Annotated in this window: 5 protein-coding genes and 1 pseudogene; 2 read left to right on the forward strand and 4 right to left on the reverse strand. The window is 75.1% G+C overall.

Features of this window, described 5'->3' with window-relative positions; all coding sequences use genetic code 11:
- The coding region (locus PAI11_RS15565) for a right-handed parallel beta-helix repeat-containing protein (RefSeq protein WP_040600572.1) at positions 1-1,267 on the forward strand (1,267 nt) is incomplete at its 5' end.
- A gap of 55 nt (positions 1,268-1,322) precedes the next feature.
- Here the strand turns inward: PAI11_RS15565 and PAI11_RS15570 are convergent.
- Positions 1,323-1,775 carry a hypothetical protein gene (locus PAI11_RS15570; protein WP_007576484.1) on the reverse strand — a complete coding sequence of 151 codons (453 nt, stop codon included), beginning with the start codon at positions 1,773-1,775 and terminating at the stop codon, positions 1,323-1,325.
- A gap of 155 nt (positions 1,776-1,930) precedes the next feature.
- The gene (locus tag PAI11_RS15575) at positions 1,931-3,388 is read right to left on the reverse strand and encodes an L-aspartate oxidase (protein WP_007576485.1); all 1,458 of its coding nucleotides are present in this window, start codon (positions 3,386-3,388) and stop codon (positions 1,931-1,933) included.
- 19 nt (positions 3,389-3,407) lie between these two features.
- Between PAI11_RS15575 and PAI11_RS15580 the strand changes: the two genes are divergently transcribed.
- Complete coding sequence (locus tag PAI11_RS15580; protein ID WP_244406555.1) at positions 3,408-4,445, forward strand: histone deacetylase family protein; 1,038 nt, start codon at positions 3,408-3,410, stop codon at positions 4,443-4,445.
- 28 nt (positions 4,446-4,473) lie between these two features.
- Here the strand turns inward: PAI11_RS15580 and PAI11_RS15585 are convergent, their stop codons facing one another.
- Together PAI11_RS15585 and PAI11_RS27360 are read right to left on the reverse strand one after the other, a co-directional pair.
- Positions 4,474-4,899 (reverse strand): hypothetical protein, encoded by a 426-nt coding sequence (locus tag PAI11_RS15585; RefSeq protein WP_007576487.1) that lies wholly within the window; start codon positions 4,897-4,899, stop codon positions 4,474-4,476.
- Positions 4,896-5,441, reverse strand: a pseudogene (locus tag PAI11_RS27360) (hypothetical protein); the annotation flags it as partial. The pseudogene PAI11_RS27360 and the gene PAI11_RS15585, both read right to left, overlap by 4 nt.

The following is a 5,441-nucleotide window of genomic DNA, read 5'->3' on the forward strand; positions in this document are numbered from 1 at the left end:
CGGCGGCGGCGCCGGCGGCGGCGCGGTCTACCTGGTCAACCAGAGCTACTGGACGATCACCGGCCTCGAGGTCACCAACGACAACGGCACCAACAACATCACGGGCAGCAACCGCGTCGGGATCCTCGTCAACAACACCAGCGGCGCCCTCAAGAGCGGCATCACCATCCAGGGCAACGTCGTCCGCAGGGTCAACGGGTGCTTCGTGTGCAACGGCGCCGACGCCCATTTCAACGGCGGCATCGCGGTGATCGCCGACCCGCTGAGCCCGCTGTCCACCGGGGCCAGCAGCTACAAGGACGTGAGGATCCTCGACAACGTCGTCGACCACGTCGGCCGTACCGGGATCATCTTCGGCGACTGGTCGACCGGGCTGCTCTACGCGGTCGCCTACGACGCGCTCAGCAAGGACATCACGATCTCGGGCAACACCGTCACCAACGTCGACAGCGACGGCATCGTGATCGGCGGCGCCAAGTACAACCAGATCGACCACAACGTCGTCGACAACGCCGGCCTGGTGACGGTCCGCAACTCCTCCGAGCCGTCGTCGGGGGGCATCTGGCCGACCAAGGCTCGCCACACGACCATCGAGTACAACGAGGTCTCGCGCGTGCACACCCAGAGCACCGACGGGCAGGCCTTCGACGTCGACCTGCTCGCCGACGACACGACCCTGCAGTACAACTACTCCCACGACAACGAGGGTGGGTTCCTGCTGCTCGAGGGCGGCGGCTTCCACGGCAGCGGCGTGACCGCCCGGTACAACCTCAGCGTCAACGACGCCTACACCGGCGCCAAGGGGGTCGTGACCTTCGCGCTCGGCGTCCTGCCGAACTCCGACATCTACAACAACACGATCTACATCGCCCCCGGCGTGCCCGCCAAGCCGTTCATGCAGGACGGCTGGAGCGGGACGACGAGCACGGCGTGGAGCTTCCGCAACAACGTCGTCGTCAACCTCGGCACCGGGACCTGGTCGACGCCGACGGGCGCCCACGCGGTCGTCGACCACAACCTGATCCACGGCAACCACACCGCCGGTGAGCCGGCCGACGCCAACAAGATCACCGCCGACCCGCAGATGCTGGCGCCCGCGGCGACGGCGCCCGCCGGCATCGGCAACGTCAGCGGCTACCAGCTGGCAGCGACGTCGCCCGCCGCAGGCAGCGGCGCGGTCATCGCCGGCAACGGCGGGCAGGACTTCTTCGGACGTCCCGTCTCCGCCACCGCCGCTCCGACTCGCGGCTTCCACGAGGTCAACTGATCACCTCGCCGCTCGGCGACGGCCCGGCACCCGGCGGCGACGCCGGGTGCCGCGGCTAGGCCGCCAGGACGGCGCCGACCGGGACCTGCTCGCGGAGGTCCTCGATGGTCTCCTCGGTCTCCGCCAGGTGCTGGTGGGAGGGGCAGTAGCGGGAGCCGGGCAGCGGGTCGCGCTGGCAGGCGGCGCCGCGGCGGGTCGTCGCCTGGCAGCAGGGCTTCGTGCCGGTCAGCTCGTGGCCGAGGTCGGGACGGCGCTCGAGCTCGCCGGCGACGGTGCCGATGTAGTGCTGCACGATCCGCCAGACCTGGGCCTGGGCCCGCATCGGGAACAGGAAGCGGATCTCGTAGAAGAGCGCACGGGCGGGGTGCGCGAAGTAGTGGGGATCGGTCACCAGCCGCTCGATGGTCGTCTCGCACGCCCGGAGCACGCGCTCCTGGCTGGCGTGACAGCCGCCGTTCGGCAGGTTGCGGGTGACGTCGCGGTAGAGCGCTCGGCTGAGGTGGTACATGGCGATCTGTGACGGGGATCTCGTTCGCCGATCTGACCCAGGGCAGCGGGTGCCGCGGGACTCGGCGGACCACGGTCATCAGGTAGAAACCCGCGTCGTGTTGGGTCTCGGTTAAGCAGCCCGCGGGTCGCCGCGCGGGCCGCTCGCGACGGGGGTCAGGACCAGCGCTCGCGGCGAGGCTCCTCGCCGTCGGCGATCACCAGGTGGACCCCGTCCAGGGCCCGGTCCAGCTGCGGGAAGTCGACCCGGTGGTGGGCGCCGCGCGACTCCTCGCGTGCCAGCGCGGCAGCGCCGATCGCCCGCGCCAGCGGGTGCGGGTCGCCGAGCAGCTGGGCCAGGCCCCGCGGGTCGCGCTCGATCCCGGCGTGGGCCCACAGCGCCTTCTGGGTCGCGCGCTCCGGGCGCGTGACGGTGGCCTCGGTCGGGGCCGGGTCGAGTCGATCGGGCAGTTCGTCGACGTCGAGCGCGGCACGCGCGGCGCGGCCGCCGAAGACGACGCACTCGGCCAGCGAGTTCGAGGCCAGGCGGTTGGCGCCGTGGAGGCCGGTGCAGGCGGTCTCGCCGATCGCGAACAGCCCCGGGACGCGGGTCGCGCCGTGCAAGTCGCTGGCGACCCCGCCCATCGTGTAGTGGCAGGCCGGGGCGACCGGTATCGGCGTCGTGGCCGGGTCGAGCCCCGATTCCCGCAGCGCGCCGACGACGTTCGGGAAGCCGTCGGGGTCGACCTGGCGCATGTCGAGCAGGACGTGGTCGCTGCCCTCGTCGAGCATCGTCCGCCAGACCGCCGCGGCGACCTCGTCGCGCGGCTGCAGCTCGTCGACGAACCGCTCGCCGGCGCCGTTCAGCAGCGTCGCGCCCTCGCCGCGGATCGCCTCGGTGACCAGGAAGCCCTCGCGGCCCGGGATCCCGGTCACGGCCGTCGGGTGGAACTGGACGAACTCGAGGTCGGCCAGCTCGGCCCCGGCGGCGTAGGCCAGCTGGGCGCCGACGCCGACCGAGCCGGGCGGGTTGGTCGTCCGCGACCAGAGCGCGGCCGATCCGCCGCAGGCGAGGATCGTGGCCCGCGCCCGCAGCTGGCGGCCGCCATCGGTGATCGCGCCGACGCAGCGGCCGTCGCTGGTCCAGAGCGCGGTCACGCGGGTGTTCTCCAGCACCCGCACGCCCGGCTGGGCGACGAGCCGGGCGGAGAGCTGGCGAACCAGGCGGCGGCCGGTCGCGCTGCCGCCGGCGTGGACCACGCGGCGGTGGGTGTGGCCGCCCTCCAGCCCGAGCACCAGCCGGCCGTGGCGGTCGGCGTCGAAGCGGACGCCGAGCGCCTCGAGGTCGCGGACGGCCTCGGGCGCCTCGCGGCAGAGCGCCTCGGCGGCCGAGCGGCGGACCAGGCCGCGGCCCGCGCGCTCGGTGTCGGCCAGGTGCGCGGCCGGGTCGTCGTCGAGGGCGAGCGCCGCGGCGACGCCCCCCTGGGCCCAGTAGGACGCGGTCTGGGCCAGCGGCGTGGCGCTGACCAGCGTCACCTGCGCGCCGTCGCGGGCGGCCCGAAGCGCCGCATAGAGGCCGGCGGCGCCGGCGCCGACCACCAGGACGTCGGTGGTCTGCTCGGCCGTCTCGGGCATGCGAGGTACCGTATCCGTCGTGGCTCCGGTGCTCCTTCGTCACCCGTCGTCGCTGCGACACGACACCGGCTCGCATCCCGAGCGAGCGGCGCGGATCGTCGCGATCGAGCGAGAGCTCGAGGCCCGCGACTGGTGCGGGTTCGAGGCTCGCGAGTCGCCGCCGGCGACCGTCGAGCAGCTGCAGGCGGTCCACCCACCCAGCCACGTCGAGCGGATCCGCGCGCTGGCGGCGACCGGCGGCGGCGCGATCGACGCCGACACCGTGGTCTCCGCGGGGTCGTGGGAGGCCGCGCTGCACGCCGCCGGCGGGGCGATCGCCGTCGTCGACGCGCTGCTGGGCGAGGACCCGGCCCGCCCCCGCCGCGCCGCGTCGCTGCACCGGCCGCCCGGGCACCACTGCGAGACCGCCCAGCCGATGGGCTTCTGCCTCTTCAACAACATCGCGGTCGCGGCGCGCCACGCGCGCGACCGCCACGGCCTGCAGCGGGTCCTGATCGTCGACTGGGACGTCCACCACGGCAACGGGACGGCGGAGATCTTCGCCGGCACCGACGAGGTCCTCTTCTGCTCGATCCACGAGCACCCGCTGTATCCCGGGACCGGGCTGCCGTCGGAGCGCGGCCACGGGGCCGGAGAGGGGTTCACGGTCAACCTGCCGGTGCCGGGCGGCAGCGGCGACGAGACCTGGACGGCGATGGTCGAGCAGGTCGTGCTGCCGATCGCGCGCTCCTACGCTCCGCAGCTGATCCTGGTCTCCGCCGGCTACGACGCGCACGAGCAGGACCCGCTGGCGACCTGCCGGGTCAGCGACGAGGGCTTCGCCGCGATCGCCGGGTCGGTCGACCGGCTGGCCGACGAGCTCGACGTCCCGCTCGGGCTGGTGCTCGAGGGCGGCTACGCGGTCGAGGCGCTGGCGCGCTCGGTCGCGGCCACGCTCGAGGTCCTGGCGGGGCCGTCGGCCGCGGCGCCGGTGGCGACCGGGCCGCGTCCGCCGGTCGTCGAGCGGGCGATCGCGTCGCTGGCGGGCCGCTGGCCGGCGGTCATGCCGCCGGTCTGAGCGGCGGCGCGGCCGCGAAGCGCGAGCGCTACTGGCCGCGCAGCGTCGCGGTCCGCTCGCCGGTGGTCGTCGGCGCGGTGGTGCCGGTCGTCCCGGTGAGCGGCGTGGTGCCGGGGGTCGTGGTGCCGGGCGTGGTCGCTCCGGGGGTCGTCTGCCCCGGGACCGTCGCCGGCGGCGCGGTCGCCGGCGGTGCCGTGGCCGCGGGCGGCGGCGTGGTCGTCTGGCCGGCGACCGGCGCCTCGTCGTCGGTGGTCAGGGCGACGAAGGCGCCGACGGTGCCGCCGGCGACGACGATGATCAGCGCGGCGATCGCGGCGACCGGGATCCGCCAGTTCGGCGTCGGCCGCATCCGCGTGCGGGCCGGGGCGCCGCAGGTCAGGCACCACGACTGCTCGGCGCCGACCGTGCCGCCGCAGCGCGGGCAGACGATCGGGGTCGGCTCGTTGCGACTCATCGGCCGGGGGGTGCTCCGGCGGGGCCCTGGCCCGTGGTCGGCGCCGCGCCGGCGGTCGGCTGGCTGCCGGCCGGCGGGCCCGGTGCGACCGCGGCCGGCGGCGGCGCGGGGCTGCCGGGGGCGGCCCCGGTGTGGCCCACGCGGACGCCGCACTGCGGGCAGAAGTTCGCCTCGCTGCCGTGGAGCGCGCCGCAGCGGACGCAGACGGAGACGCCCGGCTCGTGCAGCTCCTCGATCGGCTGGAAGTCGCGCAGCCCTCGCTCGAGCGCGTGCAGCTCGGCGTCGATCCGCACCAGCGCGTCGAACTTGGCCCCGACCAGGACCTCGTTCTGGGCGCCGGCCCGGCGCAGCTCGAAGACGAGGCCGCCGAGATCGCGGTAGCCGAGCTCGCGGACGCGGCGGAGGTAGCGCAGCCGCCGTCGCATCCGGCCGCGATCGCGGACGCTGACCTTGGCCGGGACGGCGGGAGCCGCCGGGTCGGCCGGGCTCGCCGCGGCGGGCGCCTGGTCGGGCGCGGGAGCCGCTGCCGCGGCGGCGCCGCC

It is taken from the genome of Patulibacter medicamentivorans, from assembly GCF_000240225.1.
Classification (GTDB): domain Bacteria; phylum Actinomycetota; class Thermoleophilia; order Solirubrobacterales; family Solirubrobacteraceae; genus Patulibacter; species Patulibacter medicamentivorans.